Annotated in this window: 21 protein-coding genes; 11 read left to right on the top strand and 10 right to left on the bottom strand. The window is 68.0% G+C overall.

Features of this window, described 5'->3' with window-relative positions:
• The first annotated feature begins 29 nt into the window (after positions 1 to 29).
• On the top strand, positions 30 to 893 hold the full coding sequence (locus tag EOHIBHHM_RS00900) for a biotin--[acetyl-CoA-carboxylase] ligase (RefSeq protein WP_497253718.1): 864 nt from the start codon (positions 30 to 32) through the stop codon (positions 891 to 893).
• Positions 894 to 946: 53 nt separating this feature from the next.
• On the opposite strand, the gene coxB is transcribed toward EOHIBHHM_RS00900, so the two are convergent.
• Positions 947 to 1,765, bottom strand: coding sequence for a cytochrome c oxidase subunit II (gene coxB, locus EOHIBHHM_RS00895; RefSeq protein ID WP_497253716.1), 819 nt, complete (start codon positions 1,763 to 1,765; stop codon positions 947 to 949).
• Between the two features lie 190 nt (positions 1,766 to 1,955).
• Here coxB and EOHIBHHM_RS00890 point away from each other — a divergent pair, with 190 nt between their 5' ends.
• From EOHIBHHM_RS00890 to EOHIBHHM_RS00880, 3 genes are read left to right on the top strand one after another with little or no spacing between them, the layout of a single operon-like run.
• The gene (locus EOHIBHHM_RS00890) at positions 1,956 to 3,308 is read left to right on the top strand and encodes a heme o synthase (protein ID WP_497257059.1); all 1,353 of its coding nucleotides are present in this window, start codon (positions 1,956 to 1,958) and stop codon (positions 3,306 to 3,308) included.
• Between the two features lie 8 nt (positions 3,309 to 3,316).
• Positions 3,317 to 4,039: a DUF7546 family protein gene (locus tag EOHIBHHM_RS00885; protein WP_497253714.1), complete on the top strand. Its 723-nt coding sequence runs from the start codon at positions 3,317 to 3,319 to the stop codon at positions 4,037 to 4,039.
• Positions 4,040 to 4,089: 50 nt separating this feature from the next.
• Positions 4,090 to 4,320 (top strand): Rdx family protein, encoded by a 231-nt coding sequence (locus EOHIBHHM_RS00880; protein ID WP_089825676.1) that lies wholly within the window; start codon positions 4,090 to 4,092, stop codon positions 4,318 to 4,320.
• Here EOHIBHHM_RS00880 and EOHIBHHM_RS00875 read toward each other — a convergent pair.
• The 3 genes from EOHIBHHM_RS00875 to EOHIBHHM_RS00865 are packed head-to-tail and all read right to left on the bottom strand — an operon-like array spanning position 4,317 to position 7,088.
• Entirely contained in the window at positions 4,317 to 4,940 is a 624-nt protein-coding gene (locus EOHIBHHM_RS00875; protein WP_497253712.1) for a class I SAM-dependent methyltransferase, read from the bottom strand. The genes EOHIBHHM_RS00880 and EOHIBHHM_RS00875 overlap by 4 nt on opposite strands.
• Before the next feature lie 56 nt (positions 4,941 to 4,996).
• Complete coding sequence (locus EOHIBHHM_RS00870; protein WP_497253710.1) at positions 4,997 to 6,028, bottom strand: aldo/keto reductase; 1,032 nt, start codon at positions 6,026 to 6,028, stop codon at positions 4,997 to 4,999.
• A gap of 52 nt (positions 6,029 to 6,080) precedes the next feature.
• The gene (locus EOHIBHHM_RS00865; protein ID WP_497253708.1) at positions 6,081 to 7,088 is read right to left on the bottom strand and encodes an aldo/keto reductase; all 1,008 of its coding nucleotides are present in this window, start codon (positions 7,086 to 7,088) and stop codon (positions 6,081 to 6,083) included.
• Between the two features lie 122 nt (positions 7,089 to 7,210).
• On the opposite strand from EOHIBHHM_RS00865, the gene EOHIBHHM_RS00860 reads away from it, so the two are divergent.
• The 4 genes from EOHIBHHM_RS00860 (at position 7,211) to EOHIBHHM_RS00845 (ending at position 11,133) form a co-directional block, all read left to right on the top strand.
• Entirely contained in the window at positions 7,211 to 8,221 is a 1,011-nt protein-coding gene (locus EOHIBHHM_RS00860; protein WP_497253706.1) for a Gfo/Idh/MocA family protein, read from the top strand.
• A 74-nt stretch (positions 8,222 to 8,295) separates the two neighbouring features.
• Positions 8,296 to 9,366 carry a 2,3-butanediol dehydrogenase gene (locus EOHIBHHM_RS00855; protein WP_497253704.1) on the top strand — a complete coding sequence of 357 codons (1,071 nt, stop codon included), beginning with the start codon at positions 8,296 to 8,298 and terminating at the stop codon, positions 9,364 to 9,366.
• A 70-nt stretch (positions 9,367 to 9,436) separates the two neighbouring features.
• On the top strand, positions 9,437 to 10,372 hold the full coding sequence (locus tag EOHIBHHM_RS00850; RefSeq protein ID WP_497253702.1) for an ABC transporter ATP-binding protein: 936 nt from the start codon (positions 9,437 to 9,439) through the stop codon (positions 10,370 to 10,372).
• Entirely contained in the window at positions 10,369 to 11,133 is a 765-nt protein-coding gene (locus tag EOHIBHHM_RS00845; protein WP_497253700.1) for an ABC transporter permease, read from the top strand. The genes EOHIBHHM_RS00850 and EOHIBHHM_RS00845 overlap by 4 nt, the downstream gene beginning before the upstream one ends.
• Here the strand turns inward: EOHIBHHM_RS00845 and EOHIBHHM_RS00840 are convergent.
• Both EOHIBHHM_RS00840 and EOHIBHHM_RS00835 read right to left on the bottom strand, forming a co-directional pair.
• The gene (locus EOHIBHHM_RS00840; RefSeq protein ID WP_497253698.1) at positions 11,130 to 11,492 is read right to left on the bottom strand and encodes a hypothetical protein; all 363 of its coding nucleotides are present in this window, start codon (positions 11,490 to 11,492) and stop codon (positions 11,130 to 11,132) included. The two genes, EOHIBHHM_RS00845 and EOHIBHHM_RS00840, sit on opposite strands and share 4 nt — an antisense overlap.
• Positions 11,493 to 11,542: 50 nt before the next feature.
• The gene (locus tag EOHIBHHM_RS00835) at positions 11,543 to 12,613 is read right to left on the bottom strand and encodes a S1C family serine protease (protein ID WP_497253696.1); all 1,071 of its coding nucleotides are present in this window, start codon (positions 12,611 to 12,613) and stop codon (positions 11,543 to 11,545) included.
• A gap of 179 nt (positions 12,614 to 12,792) precedes the next feature.
• On the opposite strand from EOHIBHHM_RS00835, the gene EOHIBHHM_RS00830 reads away from it, so the two are divergent.
• Positions 12,793 to 13,452: a bifunctional 4-hydroxy-2-oxoglutarate aldolase/2-dehydro-3-deoxy-phosphogluconate aldolase gene (locus tag EOHIBHHM_RS00830; protein ID WP_497253694.1), complete on the top strand. Its 660-nt coding sequence runs from the start codon at positions 12,793 to 12,795 to the stop codon at positions 13,450 to 13,452.
• 144 nt (positions 13,453 to 13,596) lie between these two features.
• Here the strand turns inward: EOHIBHHM_RS00830 and EOHIBHHM_RS00825 are convergent, their stop codons facing one another.
• The 3 genes from EOHIBHHM_RS00825 to EOHIBHHM_RS00815 all read right to left on the bottom strand — a co-directional run bounded on the left by EOHIBHHM_RS00825 (position 13,597) and on the right by EOHIBHHM_RS00815 (position 16,582).
• The gene (locus EOHIBHHM_RS00825; RefSeq protein ID WP_497253692.1) at positions 13,597 to 15,192 is read right to left on the bottom strand and encodes a PH domain-containing protein; all 1,596 of its coding nucleotides are present in this window, start codon (positions 15,190 to 15,192) and stop codon (positions 13,597 to 13,599) included.
• A complete protein-coding gene (locus EOHIBHHM_RS00820) occupies positions 15,189 to 15,650 on the bottom strand; it encodes a PH domain-containing protein (protein ID WP_497253690.1) in 462 nt (153 codons plus the stop codon). Before EOHIBHHM_RS00820 ends, EOHIBHHM_RS00825 begins: the two co-directional genes overlap by 4 nt.
• 242 nt (positions 15,651 to 15,892) lie before the next feature.
• Positions 15,893 to 16,582, bottom strand: a complete 690-nt coding sequence (locus tag EOHIBHHM_RS00815; protein ID WP_497253688.1) for a YqjF family protein — start codon at positions 16,580 to 16,582, stop codon at positions 15,893 to 15,895.
• Positions 16,583 to 16,770: 188 nt separating this feature from the next.
• Here EOHIBHHM_RS00815 and EOHIBHHM_RS00810 point away from each other — a divergent pair, with 188 nt between their 5' ends.
• Entirely contained in the window at positions 16,771 to 17,718 is a 948-nt protein-coding gene (locus tag EOHIBHHM_RS00810; protein WP_497253686.1) for a DUF4349 domain-containing protein, read from the top strand.
• A gap of 1 nt (position 17,719) precedes the next feature.
• Here the strand turns inward: EOHIBHHM_RS00810 and EOHIBHHM_RS00805 are convergent, their stop codons facing one another.
• Positions 17,720 to 18,505: an inositol monophosphatase family protein gene (locus tag EOHIBHHM_RS00805; RefSeq protein ID WP_497253684.1), complete on the bottom strand. Its 786-nt coding sequence runs from the start codon at positions 18,503 to 18,505 to the stop codon at positions 17,720 to 17,722.
• 110 nt (positions 18,506 to 18,615) lie between these two features.
• Here EOHIBHHM_RS00805 and EOHIBHHM_RS00800 point away from each other — a divergent pair, with 110 nt between their 5' ends.
• Positions 18,616 to 20,748 (top strand): S9 family peptidase, encoded by a 2,133-nt coding sequence (locus EOHIBHHM_RS00800; protein WP_497253683.1) that lies wholly within the window; start codon positions 18,616 to 18,618, stop codon positions 20,746 to 20,748.
• The last annotated feature ends 427 nt before the right edge of the window (positions 20,749 to 21,175 follow it).

Below are 21,175 nucleotides of genomic sequence, written 5' to 3'. Positions count from 1 at the left end.
TAGGAGCGACGGCGTTCCACCTCTCGGCCATGGACACAGAGACCCTCACGGACCGTCTGGACGCCCCCGTCGAAGTTCACGGCAGCATTCCGAACACCACCGACGAACTCAGACGACTCGCCCACGACGACGCCCCGCACGGGACGACGGTCGTCGCCGACGAACTCACCGCCGCCCGTGGTCGAACCGGGTCGGCGTGGAGCGCCCCCTCGGGCGGCCTCTGGACGAGCACGCTCGTCCGCCCGTCGTTCGACGCCGACCACGTCGGCCGGCTCACGTTCGCCGCGGGCGTCGCCGTCGCCGACGCGGTCGCCTCGTTCGGCGTCGACGCACGGCTGAAGTGGCCGAACGACGTTCTCGTGAGTAACGCGAACGAGAGCCAGTCAGTGCGAAGCGCTGACGACGCCCCCGTCGACGAGGCGAAGCTCGCCGGGATCCTCACCGAGTCCGTCCACGACGGCGTCCCGGTCGCGGGCAAACCGATCGACGAGGTGTTTCCGGCCGGAGACGCACCGCTCGACTACGTGACACTCGGTATCGGTGTCAACGCCAACGTCGACCCGGCGGCCATCGAGGCCGACAGACCGGTGACGTCGCTCCGCGCGACGACTGGCGGCGACGTCGATCGAACCGAGTTGGCGGTTCGACTCCACGAGAACCTGCTGCGTCGCTGTCGGCAGGCCGAGTCGGACGAGGGGTTCGCGGCGGTGCTCGACGACTACCGAGCGGCGAGCGAGACGCTCGGTCGGACGGTTCGAATCGAACGCCGCGGTCGAGCGTCGGTCGAAGGAGTCGCACGCGACGTCACCGAGACGGGTGCGCTCGTCGTCGAGACGGGAGGGGAAACAGTCGTCGTCACGGAGGGCGAGTGTCGGCGACTTCGAGGGCGATAGCTCGGCACGGAGTAGGCGAGAGAAAGGAGCGGTCGAGAGAAGGTGAGAGTCGATCAGTTCGCAGGCGCGAGGAGGCTTGCGGAGGCGTTACCGCCCGACTCGTTGCCGGAGGCAGTCGCGTTAGATGCCGACTCGTTACCGGAGGCGGACTCGTTACCCGACCCGTTGCCGGCGGACTTCTGTTCCTGAAGCCACTGGTCGTACTGGTCCTGCGGGAGCACCTCGACCGTGAAGTACATCTGTGAGTGGGCGACGCCACAGTACTCCGTACAGTAGCCCTGGTAGGTGCCCGGTTCCGTCGGCACCGTCTTGATGACGTTCTCCTGTCCGGGCATCGCGTCCTGCTTCAGGCCGAGTTCCGGCACGGCGAAGCCGTGTATGACGTCCTGTGAGGTGACGACGATGTAGACGTCCTGGTTCGCGGGCAGGACGATCTCGGTGCCGGTGTTGATACCTTCCTCAGGGTAGCTCATGTTCCAGCCCCACTGGAACGCCTCGGCGTGGACGACGACGTCGTCGTCTTCGGGAGCGACAGGCTGATCGGCCATGTACGTGACGTTCGGGTTCGCGAGCACGCCGTAGGAGGCGACGCCGACGAACAGCAGGATGATGGCCGTCGCGATGGTCCACGTGATCTCGAGCCGTCGGTTCTCACGAGTCGGCTTCGGTGAGTCGTTGTTCTTGAACTTCAGAACGGTGTAGATGAGGATGACCTCGACGAGGATCGTGATGGGCACCCCGATCAACAGCAGCCGCTCGTTGAGACCGTTGATGAGATCGATGGTCGTCGACTGCGCCGCGACCGGCTCGACGGCGAAGGCGAGGAGCGCCGCCGAGAGCACCGAAACGAGCGCGAAACGCTTGCCTTTCATGCTGTTCGGGGGTTAGGAGAACACGCGTAAATAGCTACTGACTCGGGGTTGCGTACGCGGGTTGACGACCGCGTTCGCGCGAGAAGCGCGTCGACTAAATACCGCGATTCCCAACCATCGGATAAGTGACTTAGCCGTGTCAGACACAGAGACACCCGACCGGTTCACCGGCCTGCTCGCTGCCACGGCGATGGGCGTCTATCTCCTCCTCGCCGTCGGCGCGACGACGGCCATCACCGACGCCACCGCCGCCTGTACCGCCTGGCCCGTCTGCGGTGACGGCTGGACCCTCCCCACGACCACCGACGGCTACGTCGCCGTCGGCCACCGTCTCGTCGCCTTCGTCGTCGGCGTGCTCGTCGTCGCAACCGCCGTCGTCGGCTGGCGACGCGGCGAGTCGCGGCGCGTCCGCGCCGCCCTCGGCGTCTCGGTGCTGCTCTACCCCGTCCAGTCCGCACTCGGTGCCGTCGTCGCCACGACGGGTGGGACGGTCACGCTCTCGGCGCTGCACCTCGTCGTCGCGATGGTGATCTTCGCCGGCCTCGTCGCGGCGCTCGCGTGGACGCTCGAGGCACAGACCGGCGACCCCGACGACGTCCCCGACTCGACCGCGACGCTCGAACCCGACCTGCCGCCCGCGGACGACCACACCCCGAACGTCCCGACCGACCCCGTCGCTCGGGCGAAGGCGACCGCTGCCGCCTACTTCCGACTGACGAAGCCGCGGCTGATGTGGCTGCTCTGTCTCGTCGCCTCCGCGGCGATGGCGCTCGCGGGCGGTCCCGGTCTCAACCCGCAGACCGTCCTCGCGACGCTCGGCGGCGGCGCGCTCTCCATCGGCGCCTCCGGCACGTTCAACCACGTCCTCGAACGCGACATCGACCGCCGGATGAACCGGACCAGCGACCGTCCGCTGGCGACCGATCTCGTCCCCGTTCGCAACGCCATCGCCTTCGGCGTCCTGCTGGCGGCCGTCTCGCTGGCGCTGTTCGCGACGGTCAACCTGCTGGCGGCGGCGCTCGGCCTCGCGGCCATCCTCTTCTACAGCGTCGTCTACACGCTCGTCCTGAAGCCGAACACGGTCCAGAACACGGTCATCGGCGGCGCCGCGGGGGCGCTCCCGGCGCTCATCGGCTGGGCCGCCGTCACCGGCGAGGTCGGTCTGGGAGGGCTTGCGCTCGCGACGCTCATCTTCCTGTGGACGCCCGCGCACTTCTACAACCTCGCGCTGGCGTACCAAGACGACTACGAGCGCGGCGGCTTCCCGATGATGCCCGTCGTCCGCGGCGAGACGACGACCCGACGACACATCCTCTGGTATCTCGGCGCGACGTTCGTCGCCGCCGGGGCGCTGGCCGCCTCCGAGGCGCTCGGCTGGGTGTACGTCCTCTCGGGCGTCGCCGTCAGCGCGGTGTTCCTCTGGGCGGTCGTCCGCCTCCACTACGAACAGACCGAAGCCGCCGCGTTCCGCGCGTTCCACGCCTCGAACGCCTACCTCGGCGTCACCTTGCTCGCCATCGTCGTCGACACGCTCGCGATCTGACTCCACCCATGTCCTTCAGCACCCTCTCGACACCCGACTGGCGCCCCACGCGACAGGAACTGCTCGTCGGTGCGGCGGTGGTGAACGCGGAGTTGCTCGTCGTCCTGCTGTATCTCGCGTTCGTCCCCGTCCGCATCCAGTCGTGGCGGTTCGTCGCCTACGGCTTCCTCTGGATCAACGTCGGCCTCTACGCCGTCGCGAAGACCGACCCCGCACCGACCGACCCGCGGACGCGGCGTCTCGCGCTGCTCGTCGCCGGCGGCTACTTCCTGCTTCTCGCCGTCGCCGGCGGCATCCTCGGACCGAGTCACTCCAGTCCGCTCGCCGCGCTCATCACCGACGGCCACACGCACAGTCACACGGCGAACGCGGCCGGCGCGAGTTTCGACGTACGGATGCTCCCACCGGGGTGGGGGCCGTCGTTCCTCTATCAGGGTGGCTGGTTCTCGATCATCCTGATGCCGTACAAGGTGGTCGGTTACGTCGCGCTGGCGTATCTGGTCTACGCGACGGTCATCGACGCCGTCACCGCCAGCCTCTCGGGGGCGCTCGGCCTGCTCTCCTGTATCAGCTGTGCGTGGCCCGTCCTCGGATCGCTCGTGACGAGCATCTTCGGCAGCGGGTCGGCAGTCGCCGTCGCCGCGACGACGTGGCCCTACGACATCTCCACCGTCGCCTTCCTCGGCGCGGTGGGATTGTTGATGTGGCGGCCGCTCGCCGGTGACGGCTGAGTCGCGACCCGAGGACCGGACTTTTGCTCCGCCGGTACCAACGCCCACACATGACCACCGTCGACATCGAGTACTGCGTCCCCTGCGGCTTCCTGAACCGCGCCGAAGACATCCAGCACGCGCTGTTGAGTCAGTTCGGCGACGAACTCGACGCGGTGGCGCTCGTGACCGGCGACCACGGCGTCCTCCGCGTCGACGTCGACGGCGAACCCGTCTGGGACAAAAGCGAGGACGACTACGACGTCGACGAGATCACGCGCCGAGTGCGCGCCGAACTTTAGACGACGTACGCCAACACCAGCGGGAACTCCGCGTCGTCGTTGCCGTCGTCGAGGTCGTCGTCGAGCACCCACGTCTCCTCGACGCCGAATCCGACCGTCTCCAGGAGATCGTGCGTCTCGTCCAACCCGAGGATATCCCACTCCATGGCGACGCCGCTCTCCAGCCAATCGGCGTTCTCCCCGTCCCAGTTGCTGCAGCCGGTCGTGAACAGCAGCCACCCGTCCGGTCGGAGCACTCGTCTGAACTCCTGCAGGACGGTCTCGTGCTCCTCGTCCGGGACGTGGATGAAGGAGTTGAACGCACAGACCGCGTCGAAGCTGTCGGCCGCGAAGGGAAGCGAGGTCATGTCACCCTGTACGAGCCGGCCGGTCGAGAGTCGCTCACGTGCCAGTTCCAGTTGTGCCCGCGAGAAGTCCAGACTCGCGACCTCGTCGTCGCCGAACCACGTCGACGCCGGCCGGCCGTCGCCACAGCCGGCGTCGAGGACGCGTGGGATCGCCGGCAGTCGCTCGGTGAGGCCGGCGAGCAGTTCCTCGTTGCGTGCAGAGTCACCTCGCGCTCGCTGGTAGTCCTCGGCGAGCGCGTCGTAACCGCGGCGGACGGCGTTCCGGTCGGTCATCGGTTGTTTCTCCGACAGCCGGGATAAGTGTCTTCGGGTGGTGTGCGAACCGCTCGCTAGTCGCGGTGACCCCAGCGCTTCCCGTCCTCGGCGTAGCGCGCCTCCGAGATGCGCTCGAACTGGTCGGTGCTGAGATCGACGTCGGCCGCGCCGACGTTCTCGTCCAGTTGGTCGGTCGTCCGCGCGCCGACGATGGGGATGCAGGTGAACGCCTCCTGATCCATCAGCCAGCGGAGGGCGACCTGGGCGGGCGTCGCGTCGTTCTCGTCGGCGACTGCGCGGATCGCGTCGAGCACCTCCCAGCCGCGGGCAGAGAGATAGAAGTTCGAGAACCGCTCGTCGAAGCTCCCTCGCGACCCGTCGGGAGCCTTCACCTGTTTCGGGTCGTCCGGGTCCGCCCGCTCGTACTTGCCGGTGAGGAACCCCCCTGCGAGCGGCGAATACGGGCAGACCGCGAGGTTCTGGTCTGCACACACGTCGAGGTAGTCCGCCACGTCGTCGCGGTAGGCCGCGTGGAACAGCGGTTGGGTCACCTCGAACCGTTCGAACCCCTCGGCCTCCGACTTCCAGAGCGCCTTGGTCAACTGCCAGGCGGCCATCGTCGACGCGCCGAGATGGTTCACCTTCCCCTCGTCGACGAGGCCGGTGAGCGTCGAGAGCGTCTCCTCGATGGGCGTCTCCTCGTCCCAACGATGGATGTAGTAGACGTCGAGGTAGTCGGTACCCAACCGATCGAGCGTTCCCTCGATCTGCGCGCGGATGTGTTTCCGGCCCAGCCCGGAGTCGTTCGGGCCGGGGTCGCCCCAGCCGTCGAACGGGAAGTAGACCTTCGAGGCGAGCACGAAGTCCTCGCGGTCGCGCTCTGCCAGCCAGTCACCGATGTACTCCTCGCTGGTCCCGTTGGGGTTGCCGTAGACGTTCGCCGTGTCGACGAAGTTGCCGCCGTGTGCCTCGAACGCGTCCAGCAGGTCGTGGGCCTGCTCGCGGTCGGTCTCGAGGACGCCGCCCGTCTCCCGCCCGAAGCGCCACGTGCCGAAGCAGAGTTCCGAGACTTTCGTCCCCGTCGACCCGAGTCGTCGATAGTCCATACTCGGACGTCGTCGGCAGCTGCAAAAAAACTGTGAGTCGCGGAACTCGGCGTTACTCGTCGGTCTCCTCGCCGTCGTTTCGCGCCGCCGCGATGCGCTCGAACTGGTCGACCGAGAGCGAGAGCTCCGTCGCGCCGAGGTTGTCCTCCAGCTGGTCTGTCGTCCGCGCGCCGACGATGGGGATGCAGGTGAACTCCGCCTGGTCCATCAGCCACCGGAGCGCGACCTGGGCAGGCGTCGCGTCGAGTTCGTCGGCGACGGTCTCGACGGCGTCGAGGACGCGCCAACTCGTCTCCGAGACGTAGGCGTCCTGGAAGTAGTCGACGAGGTCCGCCCGCGACCCGTCGGGGCCGACGGCGCTCCCGTCGTCCGCCCGCTCGTACTTGCCGGTGAGGAACCCCCCCGCGAGCGGCGAGTACGGACAGACCGCGAGGTCCTGGTCGGCACACACGTCGAGGTAGTCGTCGACCTCCTCGTAGGCGGCGTGGTACATCGGCTGGGTCACCTCGAACCGTTCGAACCCCTCGACCTCCGACTTCCAGAGCGCCTTGGTCAACTGCCAGGCGGCCATCGTCGACGCGCCGAGATGGTTCACCTTCCCCTCGTCGACGAGGCCGGTGAGCGTCGAGAGCGTCTCTTCGATGGGCGTCTCCTCGTCCCAACGATGGATGTAGTAGACGTCGAGGTAGTCCGTCCCGAGACGGTCAAGTGTGCCCTCTATCTGCGCACGGATGTGTTTCCGGCCGAGTCCCGAGTCGTTCGGACCGGGCTCACCCCAGCCGTCGAACGGGAAGTAGACCTTCGAGGCGAGCACGAAGTCCTCGCGGTCGCGCTCTGCCAGCCAGTCACCGATGTACTCCTCGCTGGTCCCGTTGGGGTTGCCGTAGACGTTCGCCGTGTCGATGAAGTTCCCGCCACCGGCCTCGAACGTGTCCAGCAGGTCGTGCGCTTCGCTCCGCCCCGTCTCGACGACGTCGCCGGACTCCATCCCGAAGCGCCACGTGCCGAAGCAGAGTTCCGAGACCGTCGTCCCCGTCGATCCGAGTCGTCTGTAGTTCATGCTTCCACTCTCTGTGGGCGGACACAAAAGTGCTCGTGACGGTCGCGGTCGTCGTCGGACTCGCAGGGGACTCGTCGCCGGACCTCCAGCAGACTTTTGTCCGCACCCGACAGGGGTTCGACATGCTCAGAGTCGCAGGAATCGGTGTCGGCGACCTCGGTCGGCTGGAGCTCCGTCTGCTCGCGGATCTCGACGACGTCGACGTCGTCGCCGGCGCGGACCCCTCCCACGACGCCCGTGCGGCGTTCGCCCACGAACTCGGCGTCCCCACCTACGAGGACTACGAGGAACTGCTCGACGAGGAGGACGTCGACGCCGCCTGTATCGTCACCCCGCACACGCTGCACTACGAGCAGGCGAAGGCCTGTCTCGAACGCGACGTCCACGTCCACCTCGAGAAGCCGATGGTGACGGACGTCGACCACGCCCACGAGCTCATCGACCTCGCCGACGAGCGCGACCTCGTGCTCGCGGTCGGCTACCAGCGACACTTCGACCCGCGGTTCTCGGAGATCAGACGTCTCGTCGACTCGGGGCGGATCGGCGAGGTCCACATGGCGACCTGCCACCTCGAACAGGTGTGGATCCGCTGGACGAAAGACCAGTGGCGCGGCAACCCCGACCTCTCCGGCGGCGGCCAACTGTACGACTCCGGGTCGCACCTGCTCGACGCACTCCTCTGGTCGACGCGGAGCACGCCCGTCTCCGTCGCCGCGACGGTCGACGACCGCGGTCACGACGTCGACGTCAACAGCGCGCTGGCAGCGACGCTCGAACGCGACGACGAGAGCCGGATCACCGCGAGCATCGGCGTCTCCGGCGAGGGGCAGAGCACACCTTCACCCGGCGAGATGCTCACGCTCCTCGGAACCGAAGGCACCATCAGTTTCGACGGCGAGACCATCACTGTCATCGAGGGCGGGATGACGTACACCGCGACGCCTGACGATCCCGGTTTCGACGCCGTCACTCGCCGCAAACTGGAGAACTTCGTCGACGCCATCCGCGGAGACGTCGAGTTAGAGATTCCCGCCGAGGACGCGCTGAAGGTGACCGCGCTGACCGAGGGTGCCTACGAGGCGTCGGCGACGGGGCGGACCGTCGACGTCGGCGACCGACTCGACCGACCGTAGCCGTCGGCGAGTCGGTAACTCGTCTCTCGTCACACGCTAGTCGTTAACCCGTCTCAGACCAACTAGTAGACGCCATGCAGGCAGCCACCTATCACGGCCAGCGAGACATCCGTATCGAAGACGTCGACGAGAGAGACGTCGGCCCGGAAGACGTTCGGGTCGAAGTCGACTCCTGTGGGATCTGTGGATCGGACCTCCACGAGTACGCCGCCGGCCCGATCTTCATCCCCGAGGGTGAACCGCACCCGGTCTCGGGCGAGGTCGCACCCGTCACGATGGGCCACGAGTTCAGCGGCACGGTGACCGAACTCGGGGCCGACGTGACGGCGCTCGAGGTCGGCGACCCCGTCGCCATCAACCCCATCCTGTACTGCGGTGAGTGTCGCCAGTGCAGGGAGGGCAACTACCACATCTGCGACTCCATCGGCTTCACCGGTCTCTCGGGCGGGGGCGGCGGGTTCGCCGAGAACATCGTCGTGAAGGCCGAACAGGCCGTACCGCTCGTCGAGGGGGTGCCGCTGGAGTACGGCGCGTTGGTCGAACCGCTGGCCGTCGGCCTCCACGCAGTCCGACGGTCGGGCGTGCAGGCGGGCGACAACGTCGCCGTCTTCGGCAGCGGCCCCATCGGTCTCTCGGTCGTTCAGTGTCTCCGCGCGGCGGGCGCGGGCCACATCTACGTCTCCGAACCCCGTGCGGCGCGGAGAGACCGCGCGCTCGACTGCGGTGCGGACGAGACGATCGACCCGACGGAGACCGACGCCGTCGAGTTCGTCACCGGCGAGACGGGCGGCGGCGTCGACGTCGCCTTCGAAGTCGCCGGCATCGAGGCGACGTACAACGCCGCGCTCCAGAGCACGAGACCCAGCGGGACGATGACCGTCGTGAGCATCTGGGAGGAGGAGGTCAGCTCCCACCCGAACAGTATCGTGCTGGGCGAACGGACGGTGACGGGGACGCTCGCGTACCTCGGCGGTCCTCGCTCCGACGAGGAGTACGGGATGGTCATCGACATGTTGGCCGACGGCCGTCTCGACCCCGACCCGCTCGTCACCGACCGCATCGGCCTCGACGACATCGTCGACGACGGGTTCGAGTCGCTGCTCGACCCCGACAGCGACCAGGTGAAGATCCTGGTGAAGCCGTGAGTGAGGAATCGGATCGAACTCTCCCCGCCGAAAGGGAAGCCTTACCTCCGAAACGCCGCCAGGGTGAGGTATGGATGCGGCACTCGTCGCCGACGACGTCCGTCGGACGTACGGCGACACGGTTGCGCTCGACGGCGTCTCGCTCTCCGTCGACGAGGGTGAGGTGTTCGGCCTCATCGGTCCGAACGGCGCGGGCAAGACCACGCTGGTTCGCGCACTGACGGGGACGACCGACGCCGAGGGGACGGTCCGCGTCCTCGGCGAGCGTCCCAGGGAGGTCGACACCCAGCGCGTCGGGCTGCTCCCGCAGTCGTTCACGCCACCCGAGCGGCTGACGGCACGAGAACTCGTCGACTACTACGCCGGGCTCTACGAGGAGGCACGTGACTCCGACAGCGTCCTCGCCGACGTCGGTCTCGGCGACGTGGGCGACACGTGGTACGAGAACCTCTCCGGCGGCCAGCGACGGCGGGTCTGCGTCGCCACGGCGCTCGTCAACGACCCCGACGTACTCTTCCTCGACGAACCGACCACCGGCATCGACCCGGCCGGTCGACGGGCGCTGTGGGGACTCGTCGAGGACCTCGCCGACACCGGGACGACCGTCTTCCTCACCAGCCACTCGATGGACGAGGTCGAACGGCTCGCAGACCGCGTCGGACTGCTGAACGACGGCGAACTCGTCGCCGTCGGGTCGGCGGCCGACCTCGTGGCCGACCACGGCGGCGAGACGCGACTCGTCGTCCGCACCGGCGCCGGGACCGACGCCGTCGTCGACGCCGGGTTCGTCGTCGAAGCCGACGCGGAGACGCTCACTTTCCACGACGTCGACCCGAGAGACATCGGCCGCGCGGTCGAGGCGCTGGAACGGGCCGGCGTCGACTACGACTCGCTCACGTGGAAACAGCCCGGACTCGAGGAGGTGTATCTCCGACTGACGGGCGAGACGTTCGAGGGGATGCGACCGGCTGAGACGCCTGCCGCGACGCCGGAGGCGAGCAGATGAGTCGGCTGAAGCGGGTCACGGCCGCCACCCGCGCGGGCTGGCACTCCTTCCTCCGCCGCCGGACGGCGGTCTTCTTCACGTTCTTCTTCCCCGTCATCATCGTCGCCATCTTCGCGGGTCTCGTCCAGACTCAACCCACCGGCGGCGGAATCTTCGCCGAACCGCCGGCGTACTACATCCCGGGCTACCTCGCCGTCGTCGTCCTCTTCACGCCGCTCTCGCGGGTCGGCAGCGAGATCGCCCGTCACCGCGACGGCAACCAGTTCGAGAAACTGGCGACGACGCCGCTACAGCGCTGGGAGTGGCTGCTGGCGCAGACGCTCGTCAACGTCGTCGTCATCGGTCTGGCGGGGCTGCTACTGCTGGTGCTGACCGTCCTCGTCACTGGCGTGTCGATTCCGGTCACGCCCGCGACGCTCCTCTTGATCCCGTTCGTCGCCGTCGGCGTCGCGCTCTTCTGCGGCATCGGCGCGCTGCTCGGCAACTTCGCGGACTCCCAGGACGGCGTCGTCGCCGCCAGCAACGCCATCGCGCTGCCGCTGCTCTTCCTCTCGGAGACGTTCGTCACCCCGGATCTCCTCCCCGCGTGGTTCCGACCGGCGGTGGGGCTGTCGCCGTTGACGTACTTCTCGCGGGGCGTCCGGGCGTTGACCTACAGCGGCGAGACGCTGTCGGCCGTGACGACGAACCTCGCCGTCCTCTGCGTGCTCGCGCTCCTCTTCTTCGCGGCGGGTGCGGCGACGATCCCGCGGACGGACTAACCGTCGAGCCCGAGCGTCTTCTTCCCGACGTCGACGACGAGCAACAGTCCGAACAGAACGAACGCCGGTGCGCCGAAGCGCAAGAGGTCGACGTACCGCGGCGACGTCAGGAACCGAAGCACACCGACCACCGTGAACTCGGGGGCGAGGAGTAACGCGCCGACGAGCGGGAGGAGCGCGAGTGCCAGCAGTCCGCCGGCGACGTGTTTTCCGAAGCGCACGACGAACAGCGTCACGACCGAGTCGGGGAGGGCCGACCGCGCGAGCAGTGCGACCGATTCGATCCCAGCGACGACGAGGAGCGAGACGGCCGTGACGACGACGGTGACGACTGCTCTGAACTGCATTCCGGTGAGCATAGCTCGGGGTGGTTCCGTCCTCGTTGAAAAACGTTCGCGGTGTCGGCGACTCAGTCGATGGGGATGCGTCCACCGCTGTCGTCTCGGTCGCGCCGGTCGTGCCGTCCACGACCACGGCGACGCCGGCTCCGTTCCCGTTTCGGCTGCGGACGCTCGCCGAGGACCAGCCGCAGCGTCGTCGGGTCGCCGTCCCGGAGCACGTCGATGTCGACCGGTTCGCCGGGACTCGTCTCGGTGATGAGGATACGCATCAGCTCCTCGTGGGTGTGGACCTCGTTGCCGTCGATGCCGACGATGATATCACCACCGACGGGGATCTCTCTTCCCCGCACCGTCCGTGTGGAGCGCGACCCCCGTAGGTCGTCGCCCTCGATACCGTCGCCGACGTCGACGACGAGCACGCCACGCGCCCGGTCGAGTCCGTTCGCCTCGGCGACGGTTGGCGTGACGTCGAGCGTCCGCGTCCGGAGGTAGGAGTGGCGGTACGCGCCGTCTTCGACGAGCGCTGGCACGACTCGGTTGACGATGGCCGGCGAGACGGCGAAGCCGATACCGTCGCCCTGCCGGGCGCGGTTGACGCCGACGACCTCGTACTTCGGCTCACCGCTCTCGTCTTCGTCTCCAGTTCCGTTCACGACGCCGACCAGCGGCCCCCCGCTGTTGCCGGGGTTGATAGCGGCGTCGGTCTGAACCACGTCAGGGATCGCAAACCCGTTGGAGGTCGCCATCGAGCGACTTGCACCCGAGACGATACCGGTCGTGATCGAGCCGTCGAGGCCGAGCGGGTTGCCGAGCGCCGCGACCTGCCGACCCGGTTGGGGGTTCTCCGTGGCGATGGTGAGCGCCGTCGCGGACGCCGGAAGGTTCGAGACGTGAATCACCGCGAGGTCGGTGTAGACGTCGGTTCCGACGACGTGGCCGGTCCGCCAACTGCCGTCACTGAAGCGAACCTCCACGTCGTCGATAGCGCCGACGACGTGCTGGTTCGTGACGACGTAGTTTCCCTCGGAGACGAAGCCCGAACCGGAACCCATCCCCGGCCCGTCGCGACTCACGTAGATGGAGACGACGGAGGGGATCACGTCGCGATACAGTCGTTCGAGGTCGATGTGTGCTGTCATAGCGTCGGTGGCACGGAGGACACTGCTCCGGCCACGCTCACCCGAGGTAAGCGCCGTGTAGTATATTAACTTGTCGAGAGTTGTCACGGGAGATGATCGCACGGGAGTCGAGGGAATCCGCAGCGAACGCTGGCGACGTCGCCGGTGTTTATGTGCGTCCACCGACGACGCTCACCCGAATGACGACACTCGACAAGCACGAAGACATGCAGCGACTCGTAGACAGCGGCGTCGTCGCCGTCATGCGCGGCGCGGACGCGGACACCGTCATCGACGTCGCCGACGCACTCTCCGAGGGCGGCGTCACGGCCATCGAACTCACCGCCGACACGCCCGGCGTGATGGAGATGATCTCGGAGGTCTCGGCCTCCTTCGACGACTCGGAGACGATCATCGGCGCGGGGACCGTCCTCGACGCCGAGACGGCCCGCTCGGCGCTGCTGGCGGGTGCGGAGTTCGTCGTCTCCCCGACGCTGGAGGAGGACGTCATCGACGTCGCCAACCGTTACGGTAAACTCGTCGCTCCCGGCGTCATGACGCCGACCGAGGCGCTCCGCGGCTACGAGCGCGGCGCGGACTTCGTGAAGGTGTTCCCGGCCTCCTCGCTCGGCCCCGGTCACGTCAGCAGCATCAAGGGACCGCTCGGGCAGATCCCCATCATGCCGACCGGCGGCGTCGACGTCGACAACGCCGCCGACTTCATCGAAGCGGGCGCCGTCGTCGTCGGTGCGGGGAGCGCCCTCGTCGACGACGAGGCCGTCGAGGCCGGCGACTTCGAGGCCATCACCGAACAGGCCCGCAAGTTCTCCGAGGTCGTCGACGACGCACGCGGCGAGTAACGATCGTCGGTCGCCGCGCAGCTCTCCTCGTCCGGCGGCGCATCCGGCGGACGACGAACCGGTAGCTCTCTCGTCGAACGCTGTTTCTGACGGTCTTCGTCGGCGACGCTGCCCGCGGAGAACCGCAAACCCGACGTCCGACGTCTACGCACCGCTCGGGTTCGAGTCATCGCGCGCGTCGCTCCGCTCGTCGGCACTGGCGTCGTCGCTCGGGTCCGACCCCTCGTTCGGGGTCGAGTCGTCTCCCCCCGGTTCGACCGGACCGAGGAGCGGTCGTCGGTCGCGTCGTCGCCGCGACCGTCGGTCGGCGACCGCGGAGACGAGTCGGTCCTCCAGCGCCGCGCGGACGCGTTCGGCGTCGTCGGCTTCGATGTCGACGGCGGCGGCGTCCTGTGCGGCCAAGGAGAGCGACCCGGCGGTGTCGACGGTGACCGTGGCGACGCGCCAGCGACGCTGGAAGATCGTCCGCGAGTCGATGACCGTCTGGATGCGGTAGTAGGGGACGACCTTCGTCTGGCGCTTCCAGAAGCCGTTTCGAGTGACGACGTGGTTCTCCCCGAGCCAGTAGCCGCGGTGTTTCCACTTGTAGTGAGCGGCGACCGGGATGACAGGGAGGACCGCGAGCGTCCCGTACCAAGGGATGGCGGCGTCGAGCGCCGTCACGACGGCGAACAGCGCGCCCGTGACGACGCCGAGGACGATGAGGTAGCGCGCGGCGTAGCGTCGGCGGATGCGCTTCGGTGGCCGAGTGAACGTCGGCGTCCCGAACGCCTCGATGTCGTTAGCGAGCGAGACGACTCGCTCCCGCGTGGCGAGCGGGACGGCCGCCTCCGATCCGCGCTCGCTGCCCTGTCCGGGCGCGTAGCCGGCCGTCTCGATCGCCAGCGTCGCGTAGCCGAACCGCCGTTTCAGCGGGTTGTCCTCGATGGTGAGCGTCTGGATCTTGTCGAACGGGATCGCCCCGTCGTACCGCTGGAGCAACCCGCGCTCGTACAGCAGTTCGTCGTCGGTCCGCGACAACTGAAAGCCGTAGTAGTTGACGACGGCGATGACGAACCCGGCGAGCCACGAGACGAGGAGGATTGCGACGAGGACGACGAGGCCGCCGAGCGCCAACACCAGCGTCTCGCCCCCGAACGAGAAGAACGACGAGACGACCGGGATCGACCCCGAGAGGAGGAAAAACAGGATGCCCAGACCGCGCGGGTCGAACGAGAGCGCGCCGACGATGGCGAGTTCGCGATCCGAGAGCGCGAACAGTTCGTCGGACTCGATTTCGGGTGCGTCCGCGGCGTCGCCGCGCTTCAGTCGGGCGATCTCGTTCTGCAGGCGTTTTGCCTCCGCGAAGGTGACGTAGCGGATGGCCGCTTCGGTCCCGCTGCCGCCGGCCGTCTCGAAGTTGAGCGCGGCGATGCCGAGCACCCGTTGGACGACGTTCCGGCTGATGTCGACGTTCTGGATGCGCCGGAGCGGGATCTCGCGGTTGCGTCGGGAGACGACGCCCGACCGGATGTCGAACGTGTCGGCAGTCAGTTCGTACTCGTAGCGCCGGTAGTAGAGCACCTCGTAGGCGACGAGTAGGACGACGATCCCACCGAGGAGACCGACGGTGACGAGCGGTCCGCCGAGACCGCCGAGCACGGCCGAGGCTCCCGAGAAGAGGACGAACGCGACCGTGAAGACGATGCTCGCGCCCTTCTGGACCGCCTTGTACGGCACCGAGAGCGGCGAGAGCTTCATACCGCGTCGTCACCCTCGGCCCGGATGGCCAGTCCCTTCAGCCGGTCCTGTAGCTCGTCGGACCCCTCGGGCGTGAGTCCCGGTATCTGGACGTCGGCCCCGCGCGACCCGGCGGTGTAGACCACCGTACTCGCGAGTCCGAGCAGTCGCTCGACCGGGCCGCGAGCCGAGTCGACGTGCTGGATGCGGACGAACGGGACGACCGTCCGGACGCGCGTGAGCACGCCACGTTCGAGATACAGCGAGTCCTCGCGGACCTCGTACCCCCACAGCCGATAGCGGAGTATCGCGAAGCCGACGCCGACGACGAGAAAGACCACGAAGACTCCGACGGGAACGTACACGGGGAGTTCGAGCGTCACTCGGTTGAGTACGTAGGCGACGGCGCCGACGACGCTCGCGAAGACCACGGCACGGAGCATCCACACCCACCGGACACGGGGATGCAGTCGGTTCATGCCCGGTCGTTCTGTCGGCGGCGATATAAGTACCCCGTACGTCGCTCTCGCGTTTGCGGGTCTGTTCGTGATCACCACGGGGATCTCCCTGTGGGTCGCCGGGCGTCTCTGAGAGGGATTATCGTCGCCAACCGCGGCCCTCTGTTTAGCCTCACGCCTCGTGTGAATCGGTTCCCGGACGAGGGATCTCTGAACTCCTCCCAGAATCCCTACGAGCTTCCGGTTGGCGACGATACCCTCTGTCAGCGCACTCGCCGGATCCGGTCGGCCGTCACGTGCAGTTCGTCGGCGTAGTGGACGAGCGGTTCGCCGTCCGGGCGGTCGAACCCGTTCGCCTCGAACAGGGTGTTCGCGCGGACGTCGACGGTGGCCTCCTGCAGCGGCCACGGGTCGTGGCGGATGTCGCCGTGGTAGAGCCGTCGTCCCCGCGTGTAGAAGCGGTAGTTCTCGACGAGGAACTCCTCCAGCGAGCCGGTCTCGGCCCGGAAGACGTCGCCCGTCGGTCGGTAGACGGCGTCGAAGTGAGCGGGCGTCGCCCCGGGATGTCGTCGCTGGTGGGTGAACTGTACCTCCTCGCCGTGCCGAGAGACGTGCATCTCGGCGCGGTAGTAGGGGAGTGCGAACAACAGGCGGGCGAGAGAGACGCCGATCGGGTCGCGTGCGTCGAGGTTGAAGAAGTAGACCCCGCGCCGACCGCCGCCTTCGGGTTCGACGTAGGTGCGGAGGTTGAGCTCGGGGAAGCCGAGACCGACGGGGAACCCGCGGGGACGGATGTCGGTCATCTCGAAGGCGACGACGCCCAGCCACGCCTCGCCGTCGTACGTCGCCACCTCGAGTCCGGCGGGCAGTCGGTCGTCGACGACGGCGGGGTCGACCGGCCAGTGGACGAACAGCCCGTCGACCCACGTCATCGTCACCAGTTCACGCTTCATACGTCCGATTGGCAGGGTAGGCACTTGCGCTTGACGGCGCGACCGGCCGGCCGCGTAGCGGTTCTTCGTGAGCGCGACTGACCGCCCGACGGTTGCGTCGCCGACCGTCGTTGCCGGCACACACGGTTGGTGAAACGATTCTTTGACTCTTGGCAACGGTTAACGACCGACGTCTCCTCTCTCCGGCCATGCGACGACGACCACGACTCCTCGTGACCGTGCTTCTGGCCCTCCTCGTCGTCTTGGCGGGCTGTTCGGGTGCCGGAGACAGCGCAGCGGGCGGGAACGACGCCGGCGGTGAGGCGACGAACCTCGACCAGTCGACCCCTGCCGCGTCGAGCGGTGGCGGCGACGGTGGGAGCGGCGGTGACGGCGGGAGCGCCGACGAAGCGGCACAGTCCGGCGACACCGAGAGCGCCAGTTCCACGCAGTTCGCCGCTCGACGGGAACTGATCAGGACGGGCGAGGTCCGACTGCTGGTCGACGACTTCGCGTCCGCCGAGGCGAACCTGACGGCGGCCGTCGAGGCCCGCGGCGGCTACGTCAGCGACACGTCACAGCAGGTTCGCGGTCGGGAGAACGAGACGTGGACGACCGGGACGGTCGTCCTCCGCGTACCGAAGGAGAACTTCAGCGGCCTCCTCGAAGACGTGAGAGCCGAGGGCGAGGTCCAGGAGTCGAAGACGGCGACCGAGGACGTCACCGAACAGGTGGTCGACCTCGAGGCGCGCCTGGAGAACCTCAGAGCCGAACGCGACCGCCTCCGGACGCTCTACGAGAGCGCCAACGAGACCGAGGACGTGCTCCGGGTCGGGCAGGAACTCTCGGAGACCCAAGAGGAGATCGAACGGACCGAGGCGCGACTGCGTGCGCTCGAAGGCCGCATCGCCTACTCGACGCTCACGGTCGAACTCTCGGAGCCACGACCCGAGTACGAGCAGATCCGTCGCGCGGCGTGGTACGACACGAGCGCCGTCACGGCCTTCCTCGACTCTATCGACGGCGTGCTCGTCGTCCTCCGGGCAGCGTTCGTCGGGGCCGCCTACGCCGCTCCCTACGTCATCGTCTTCGGGCTACCGCTCGTGGGTGCGGCAGTGTTCGTCCGTCGGCGGCGGTGGCTCCGACGGCTGTGGTAGCTCAGACGCCGTCGACGACGGCGAGCAGTTCGTCGCGGGTCTCGGCGTCGCCAGCACCGACGTACAGTCCTTCGCGGGAGGTCGAGACGACGCCCGCCTCCCGTGCGAGCAGTTCGCCGGCGTGCTGTTCGTACACGTCGGGGTGGAAACAGACGATACCCTCCAGCGCGCCGCGGGCGACGAGTCCCCAGTCGACACACGGCGACCACGTGTTCAGCACGCGCTTGCAGCGACCGTCGAGGGCGGTCTCGATCGTGTCCGCTCGTGCGGCCAGCGCCTCGTCGCGGACGGCGGGGAGGCCGACGACGAACGAGACGGTGCCGTTGCCGAGAGCGACGTCGCTTCCGGTCGTCAACGGGCGGCCGTCGACCGTCGCGCCCGCCCCGTCGCGGGCGACGTAGAGCGTGTCCGGGAGCGGTTCGTAGATGGCCGAGACGACGGGGTCACCGTCGCGGAGGACGGCGACCGCGGTGGCGAAGCAGGGGAGACCGCTGGCGAAGTTGTTGGTGCCGTCGAGCGGATCGACGACCCACTCGTAGCGACTCTCTCCTACTCGTCCCGACTCCTCGCCGTGGAGGGCGTGCTCGGGATACGCCTCGCGGATCACGGCCAGCACCCGAGACTCGGTCTCGCGGTCGGCGACCGCCTTCACGTCGTCGCTGCCGTACTCGCCGTCGACGCGACCGTTCCGAAACTCGCCGGCGAGGTAGTCGCCGCCGGCCCGCACCGCTCGCGTCGCGACGTCCGCGAGCGCGTCCCGACTCGGGCGCTCGTGGGGTTCGTCCATACGACTGGCAGTCGGTCGTCCGGCAAGAGGCGTTCGGTCGCCCAGTGCTGTGTGAGAACGAGACACACGCTCCCCGCAACCTTTTGTATCCGCCCTCGCTCCGAGAAGTCATGTCGTCTGACTCATCGGAACTGCCGCTCGACGCCCTCTACGATCTGACGCGGCCGACGTCGATCGCGCTCTCGCCCGACGGCGACCGCGTCGCGTTCACGACGACCGAGTACGCGCCCGACGAGGACGAACAGGTCGCCTCGCTGTTCGTCGCGCCGACGGACGGCAGTCGCGACCCGCACCGACTGACCCGCGTCGCCGGCGCGTCGAGTCCGGCGTGGAGTCCCGACGGGGAGCGACTCGCCTTCCTCGCCGCCCGCGAGGCGGACCCGGAGCGTCGAGTGGGGCGGCAAGAACCGGACGAGGAAGACGAAGAGACGGCATCCGACGAGGGTGACGAGGACGAAGGCGACGACGCGGAGGACGAAGACGGCGCGAACGGCGACGAACCGAAATCGCAGGTGTGGCTGTTCGACCTCGCACTCGGCGGCGACGCCCGGCAGGTGACCGACCGCGAACAGGGCGTCTCGGAGTTCGACTGGGCACCCGACGGCGACCGGCTCGTCGTCGCCGCCCGCGACCCCACCGACGAAGAACAGGAGTATCTCGACGAACGCGAGGACGGCGGCCCCATCGTCACCGAGCGCCTCCAGCACAAGGTGAACGGAAAGGGCTGGCTCGACAGCGTGACGACGTACCTGTTCGTCGTCGACGCCGAGACCGGCGAGGAGACGCGACTGGACGACGCACACAGCAGTGGTACCTCGAACGCCTTCTCGGGGCTCCAGCCACGCTGGGGACCGGACGGCCGCATCGCGTTCGTGTCGACGCGAACCGAGAACCCCGACGACACCTTCGTCGCGGACCTCTACACCGTCGACCCCGCGGGCGAGGACCTGCGAAAGCTCACGGACTCGGACCTGATGCTCCACTCGCCGCGGTGGAGTCCCGAGGGTGACCGACTCGCGTTCGTCGGACAGGATCCCGAGAACTGGTATCTCCCGTCGCAGATATACGTGTACGGCGACGAGACGGACGAGTACGGGTCGCTGACGGCCGACCTCGACCGGACGCTCGCCTGGGGCGGAACGCCGCAGTGGGTCGACGACGAGACGCTCTGTACTGTCGTCGCCGACGAGGCTCGGTCACGGTTGGTTCGCACTTCCGTCGACGGTGACGAGGAGACCGAGCGGACCTTCGAGGCACAGGGAACCGACCGCGCGATCCAGTCGTTCGAGGTCGCCGACGACACCGCCGTCCTGGTGTTCTCCCACCCCGATGAGGGCGTCGACCTGTTCGCCGTCGACGTGGCGGATCTCGACGCCGGCGCAGACGACGACCCCGAGTCGCTCCGCCGACTCTCTGCGCTGAACGCCGACCTCCTCGAGGAGTACGCGTTCCCGGCGTGTCGACGGTTCAGCTACGAGAGCGACGGCTGGGAGATCGACGGCCTGCTCTATCACCAACCCGACTTCGACCCCGAGGACCCCGAGGAGTCCCGACCGCTCGTCGTCGCCATCCACGGCGGTCCCATCTCCTACGACGAGCCGACCTTCTACTTCCCGCACGCGGTGCTCGCCTCCCGCGGCTATCTCGTCTTCCGCCCGAACTACCGCGGCGGGTCGTCGTACGGACGGGCGTTCGCCGAGGAGCTGTACGGCCAGTGGGGGACCGTCGAAGTCGACGACATCGTGGCCGGCGTCGAGGACGTCGTCGACCGCGGGTGGGCCGACCCCGAGCGCGTCTTCGGCTACGGCTTCTCCTACGGCGGTATCGCACAGGGCTACCTCGTCACCCAGACGGACGTCCTGGCGGCTGCGGTGCCCGAACACGGCCTCTACGACATTCGGTCGGCGTTCGGCACCGACGACACGCACGTCGGGATGGAAAACGAGTTCGGCCTCCCCTGGGAAGACGGCGAGACGTTCGAGGCGGCGTCGAGCATCACCGACGTCGGGAACCTCGACACGCCGCTGCTGGTCATGGCCGGCGGGCAGGACTGGCGCTGTCCGCCCAGCCAGTCCGAACAGCTCTACGTGAGCGCGAAGAAGCAGGGCGTGGACGCCAAACTGGTGGTGTATCCCGACGAGCACCACAACGTCGGCGACCCGGACCGGGCGATTCACCGACTGGAGGAGATTCTCGGGTGGTACGAGCGACACGACCCGACAGTAGAGGAGTCTGAAGAGTAGAATACGGTAGGTGTCGGCTACTCGTGCAGTTTCGGCGGGTTCGACCTGGTGCAGGCTACTCGGCAAAGCCCCCGTGCTCTCGACCCTCCGGGGCTCGCTGTGCTCGAAAATCGCTGATTTTCGGCATGACGAGAGCAAAGTTCTCTCGAACCACGGTGCTTACGTCGCACGGGAGGAATCGAGGAGCACTCGCCCTTTGCTATTCCGCCAGAACCACACAGCACCGCACTGCGCCTACCCTTCCCCATGTCGGCCGCGCCGACGCGCGGCCAGCGCCCGTAGATTGACTAAGCGTCGTGGCGCGTGGCTTCGCGCCGCTCGTCGGCGCGAGCCACTCGTGCGAGGGACGACTAAGCGAACGAGCGTCAGCGAGTGAGCGAAGGAGTCGGTTGGGGAGGGTGTGGTTGCGGCGGGTGGGACTGAAAGG

This window comes from Halogranum roseipondis, from assembly GCF_059695585.1.
The sequence above is the reverse complement of the archived record's forward strand: the minus strand, read 5'-3'. Positions and strand labels throughout refer to the sequence as shown.

Excerpts from the sequence above, each read along its gene's own strand:
- EOHIBHHM_RS00800 (WP_497253683.1), top strand. The coding sequence starts at position 18,616 with ATGTCGTCTGACTCATCGGAACTGCCGCTCGACGCCCTCTACGATCTG.
- EOHIBHHM_RS00810 (WP_497253686.1), top strand. The coding sequence starts at position 16,771 with ATGCGACGACGACCACGACTCCTCGTGACCGTGCTTCTGGCCCTCCTC.
- EOHIBHHM_RS00815 (WP_497253688.1), bottom strand. The coding sequence starts at position 16,582 with ATGAAGCGTGAACTGGTGACGATGACGTGGGTCGACGGGCTGTTCGTC.
- EOHIBHHM_RS00885 (WP_497253714.1), top strand. The coding sequence starts at position 3,317 with ATGTCCTTCAGCACCCTCTCGACACCCGACTGGCGCCCCACGCGACAG.
- EOHIBHHM_RS00860 (WP_497253706.1), top strand. The coding sequence starts at position 7,211 with ATGCTCAGAGTCGCAGGAATCGGTGTCGGCGACCTCGGTCGGCTGGAG.
- EOHIBHHM_RS00845 (WP_497253700.1), top strand. The coding sequence starts at position 10,369 with ATGAGTCGGCTGAAGCGGGTCACGGCCGCCACCCGCGCGGGCTGGCAC.
- EOHIBHHM_RS00870 (WP_497253710.1), bottom strand. The coding sequence starts at position 6,028 with ATGGACTATCGACGACTCGGGTCGACGGGGACGAAAGTCTCGGAACTC.
- EOHIBHHM_RS00835 (WP_497253696.1), bottom strand. The coding sequence starts at position 12,613 with ATGACAGCACACATCGACCTCGAACGACTGTATCGCGACGTGATCCCC.
- EOHIBHHM_RS00855 (WP_497253704.1), top strand. The coding sequence starts at position 8,296 with ATGCAGGCAGCCACCTATCACGGCCAGCGAGACATCCGTATCGAAGAC.
- EOHIBHHM_RS00865 (WP_497253708.1), bottom strand. The coding sequence starts at position 7,088 with ATGAACTACAGACGACTCGGATCGACGGGGACGACGGTCTCGGAACTC.
- EOHIBHHM_RS00875 (WP_497253712.1), bottom strand. The coding sequence starts at position 4,940 with ATGACCGACCGGAACGCCGTCCGCCGCGGTTACGACGCGCTCGCCGAG.
- EOHIBHHM_RS00830 (WP_497253694.1), top strand. The coding sequence starts at position 12,793 with ATGACGACACTCGACAAGCACGAAGACATGCAGCGACTCGTAGACAGC.
- EOHIBHHM_RS00890 (WP_497257059.1), top strand. The coding sequence starts at position 1,956 with ATGGGCGTCTATCTCCTCCTCGCCGTCGGCGCGACGACGGCCATCACC.
- EOHIBHHM_RS00805 (WP_497253684.1), bottom strand. The coding sequence starts at position 18,505 with ATGGACGAACCCCACGAGCGCCCGAGTCGGGACGCGCTCGCGGACGTC.
- EOHIBHHM_RS00880 (WP_089825676.1), top strand. The coding sequence starts at position 4,090 with ATGACCACCGTCGACATCGAGTACTGCGTCCCCTGCGGCTTCCTGAAC.
- EOHIBHHM_RS00840 (WP_497253698.1), bottom strand. The coding sequence starts at position 11,492 with ATGCTCACCGGAATGCAGTTCAGAGCAGTCGTCACCGTCGTCGTCACG.
- EOHIBHHM_RS00900 (WP_497253718.1), top strand. The coding sequence starts at position 30 with ATGGACACAGAGACCCTCACGGACCGTCTGGACGCCCCCGTCGAAGTT.
- EOHIBHHM_RS00820 (WP_497253690.1), bottom strand. The coding sequence starts at position 15,650 with ATGAACCGACTGCATCCCCGTGTCCGGTGGGTGTGGATGCTCCGTGCC.
- EOHIBHHM_RS00825 (WP_497253692.1), bottom strand. The coding sequence starts at position 15,192 with ATGAAGCTCTCGCCGCTCTCGGTGCCGTACAAGGCGGTCCAGAAGGGC.
- coxB (WP_497253716.1), bottom strand. The coding sequence starts at position 1,765 with ATGAAAGGCAAGCGTTTCGCGCTCGTTTCGGTGCTCTCGGCGGCGCTC.
- EOHIBHHM_RS00850 (WP_497253702.1), top strand. The coding sequence starts at position 9,437 with ATGGATGCGGCACTCGTCGCCGACGACGTCCGTCGGACGTACGGCGAC.